Genomic DNA, 4,314 nt, shown 5'->3' with positions numbered 1-4,314 from the left:
TCGCCTGTGCCACGTCCGATGCAGGTACAAACTCCAGCCGCGGCATTTTCCGCAGTTTCCCCATTATTGCGTTCATCGTCCCCAATGCACGCCACTGCTTGATGCCTTTTATGGGGATATATACCCTCCCGGCATGTACATCTTCATGGCAGTCTTTGCATAGGTATACCAGGTTCTCCTGAACGTCCGTACCACCGCTCTTCCGCTGTATCAGGTGGTGTTTTTGCAAATTCTCTTTTGTCCCGCAAAGGATGCATTTCCTCTCTGCTGGCGTTCTGGGTGATCTCTGGTAACCCGTGCCGTATGTTTTGCCCCATGTCATTGCCCTGACATCGAAGACGTTATCCTCCATGACAAATACAACCTGCTCTGCTGGAAAGGGGAAGAGCCTTAAAAGCTTTTTGTAAAGATTGAAGTGCGTTTCCACACCATGTTTGAGGGTGGCGTTCGACTTGTCTCTAGCCCTTACTATTCTTGGCGCCTTAAATTTTGTTAAAACCCTACCATGTCTGGCGGATAAATGTCTCTTTTTGCACCGCGAATAGTATCTTCTGTTCCTTCGGTGTCTTCTTCTTTCTGTCATCAACTCCTTAATCTCGGGAATTCTGGTTTGTAAAACACCCTGGCAGTATACGATCAGTTTCCCATTTTTTGTTTCGCACACAACAAACCCTATGTAGTGGTATCCCGGGTCGAGCGCTATGATGAGTTTCCTTGGTACTGTTTTGGAGTAATCGAACTCTCTGTCCAGGAACACTGCTACCGGTGGCTTGCCGGAGGCACCTCCGCCAACGATTCTTACTTTGCCCTTCTTCCTCAGTTTCCTTATCATGTCGAACCTTTTCGTCGGGTGGCCGGGCCTGCCGTATTTGTCGGCAGTGAACAATACCATCTTTTCTCCTCCTTCTGTAAGGAGCCCTGTGATCCGGGCACCTTTTTGAAAGGTGGTAGGTCTCCCTGAGGCGTGCAGCAGCACCCCGTGTAAGGCTGCGGGATTTCACCGCTGTCTCCCGGGACTGGGAGTGTCGTCCCGGAGCGTCAGGTCCCGCTGCCGCACACCCGCGTTCAACTACCTGCCGGTGGCAGACCTGTCAGCAGTTCACCCCTGCTGACAAGCCCCCCGCTTCTATAAGCGGGGGTAGTTGACAAGAGAATATATTCGCATATTTAGAAGGGGTGGTACGCGCGTACCACCCCTTGATTTCGCATAGACTTCCCCATCCGGGGATATTTTGTTCCCCACTTTGTTCCCCAGCTTTAAGTTGGCTTTGTCTTTAGCATAGCATAAAGCCGTCGGCTTGTCAATAGCTGGTTGATATTATTTTGGCATCTACTGAGAAGATGCCATAGTATGGCGTCTACTACTTTAGCGAAGGCTTATCTAGAGCTGAAACGCTTGGATTTCTCGCCTTCAGCCTTCCTACCACATCTACCACTTTCGACCCTACAACCGGTGCTGCTTTTATAGCATAAGTTCCTCCAGCTTTTAACCCCCTTCCTAGTGCTACCGTAGCCCATGCTCCGGCAACAGCGCCTTTTTCTTGAAGCGTCCTCATCATGGCAGTATTACCCATACCCATACCGAATGCTGTACCTGCAGCGCCGCCTATAGATGCTCCGGTAAGTACTGCGGCTTTCCCTGCAGCACTTAATATCGGCCTCGACACTTTACCGATGTTTTCCAGGGTTAACCATCCCGAAGCCTGGCTTTTATCTTTGCTTACCGCAGCACCTTCTCCGCCTTGCTGTGTTATTTCTCTATAAGACGGCCCATCAACCCCTGCAGGGCCGAGAATCACATTTCTATCTTCAGTTACTGACGTATCACGGTAATTTGCGGCGCTCAAAGAAGGAAGTTCGTGCGCATGGAGCGGCTCGTATTTATCGTACAGCTTTTCTTTTGCAAGTAGCTCAGGGTCAGGTATCGAGTAAGTAATCCCTTCCGACTCAGGTTTAGTCGGGTCTTTTCTCTCCCTCGGCAGCGGTATACCGGTCGGGTATTTCGGCGCTTTGTCCTCGTTTGCCATTATCCTTGAAATAACATCCTTAAAACCTGCTTTTGAAGCCGGTATCTGCGGTTCGGCCTTGTTACCGCTTGTGCTTATAGGTGTATTTACTGATGGGACAACACTTCCCCCGAACTTATCGAATACATTTTCTCCGGCACGTGTTATTAAAGGCGTTGTTATTACTGAAGACCTCTCGGATGGTCCTCCACTCTCCGGTTCTTCAGGTGGCCGTTTTGGTTCCTGGGGCAGCTTGGGTTGCTGTTTCATCGACGTCCGCCGTCCAATTAGCACTCCTGTTACGATAGCGGCTGTAGCAACCAGGCTTCCCACGCCCGCAGCTGCCATCCCTGCGTATGCTTCTTCGTCAATGCCTAAGAGGTTAAACCAACCAGTTATAAGTCGTCTCAGCAGCGATGCCGTTGGGATAAGCATGCAAAGTGCGAACAATTTCGCCCACCATGTTGCGAACATACCGTCTTCATTATAGGCGAGCATGGAAAGGTAAAATGCCAAAACTACGGCATGTGAAGCGCTCATAAACGTGTTGGACACAATTTCTGAAAGCATTAAGAGGAAAGGCGTACGTCTGGATGAAAGTAGCGACCATGCAACGATTGGGGAGATTACTATCAAAACTCCAACGACGAATTTTCTTATCATATAAAGGAAATTCAGGGTAAGAGTAAACCCGGCGAGGCCGAGTAGTATCAAGCTGTTCAAAAGCGGGTTTTGAGTGCCGAGATCTGGGTTATCAAAGGTATCGATAAGCCGTTGTGGGTCTAGAGATGCCAGGTTATTGTAAAGGCCTTGGCTGATAAGCGAATTTTTTATAGCTCCGACTATAACTGCGTTGGCATCGGAGATAAGGTCTAAGAATAGCGGCATCTGGGTCATGAACAGCATTGCGATCAAAATGTTCCACACTGTATTAGAAAAACTTACGGCTCTTTGGGGCGATATTGAAGCTGCCAGTGTCCTATAGCCCGCCCATGTTATGACCAAACTATAAAGGACTCCCGCAGAAGCTATCAAAAAGAATACCCTGTACCACGGCATTATTACTTTTTCCCATTCCTGGGCTGAGAACACACCGCCACTGCCGGAAGCCAATCGCCCTTCAGCGAAAACCAGTTCACGGATGCTGTAGAGTCCCACTTTATTGGATGCCCACAATATTGCTCTTGCAAGGCCGGTAATTGGCAGTGATAATAGCCATGAAATAGTATAGCCAAAATTTCCTTGCTGATAGTTCGGTGCCTGATTCCCGAAAAGCTGCCAATTGTCTTTATCCGCTCTAGCTGGAGGAGCGTAGCTTACAAAAACAAGCATGACAATAACAGTAATTACTACGAATTTAACATATTGCATCCTGGGCGACAAACATCTCCCCCCCCCCCCTTTTTTTTTTCTATTATTTCGCGGCTCTTCCTTGGTCCCTTTCCTGGTTCAAAAAACTTGACTGTTTTTATCTCCAGCCAAGCCGGCCCCCAGACCAGGCTTTCGCCTCCTTCCCGGATATTTGATTTGCCCTCCGAGGGGCAGGGCGACAGGGGGCCTCGGCCCGGGCGTCCCACCCGGAACCCGGACGGAGAGGTTATCCCCTCCCGTACCCCAGACTCGCCTGCTCGGACTGACGGGGTGTTTTTCACCACCCACAGGTCTGAGTGAACTGGAGTAGAGGCGGTGTGCTCACCGCCGCCCGAGCCGTCCTGTTAGGACGCCTACCGGTTTGTCCGACACCGGCTAAACGGGGTCACCGTAAGGACAGGGCAAGCTCCTTGAGGTCATGCCACACGGAGTAATACGCCTCCTGCTGCCACCGGGCAAGCCCGTTGTGCATAAGGAGCTTTTCCTCCAGCCGCCTCAAGCAGGCCCTGACCCTACGGGTCATCCCTCTTCCTTCCCTCGGTGTATAAGTATTGACCTTACAGGTCAGGTTTTGCTTGATTTGGACTACCAGTTGTTTAAGCTCTTTAGTTACCCGTTCCTTAAAACCCATCGCCCGGCGGCCAATAACCAATGCCGCCGCACAGTGTACCGGGACGGCGTAACGCTTCGTATACCTCCAGTAGCCTATGGTAGATGTGTGCCGGGCAGATACGAGCTTAAAGGACACTCCTTCCTTGACAGCCCTCCGGTACATGGCTTCTACAATCCTGGCAAAGGGAAAGTTTGAAGCCATTCGGTTGAACTTCTTATTGGTATCCAGCCTGTCTTTACCAAAGTTCAAGTCCTCTAAGACTATTGGCTTGCCCAGGAAGAAGGCTATGTCTACCACTATTTTGGCTAAAACGCCTATCAGATA

At 50.2% G+C, this 4,314-nt stretch carries 3 protein-coding genes; all 3 read right to left on the bottom strand.

What is annotated here, in order from left to right:
- Positions 1–892: RRXRR domain-containing protein (locus AN618_RS12075; RefSeq protein WP_187694938.1), on the bottom strand; the 892-nt coding region annotated here is incomplete at its 3' end.
- Between the two features lie 469 nt (positions 893–1,361).
- On the bottom strand, positions 1,362–3,389 hold the full coding sequence (locus AN618_RS12070) for a hypothetical protein (protein ID WP_157081756.1): 2,028 nt from the start codon (positions 3,387–3,389) through the stop codon (positions 1,362–1,364).
- A gap of 373 nt (positions 3,390–3,762) precedes the next feature.
- A partial coding sequence (locus tag AN618_RS12060; protein ID WP_157081755.1) for an IS200/IS605 family accessory protein TnpB-related protein occupies positions 3,763–4,314 on the bottom strand: 552 nt, incomplete at its 5' end.

The sequence above is a fragment of the Fervidicola ferrireducens genome, from assembly GCF_001562425.1.
In the GTDB taxonomy this organism is placed as follows: domain Bacteria; phylum Bacillota; class Thermosediminibacteria; order Thermosediminibacterales; family Thermosediminibacteraceae; genus Fervidicola; species Fervidicola ferrireducens.
Note: the sequence above shows the minus strand (reverse complement) of the source record. Positions and strands in the feature narration are given on the sequence as shown.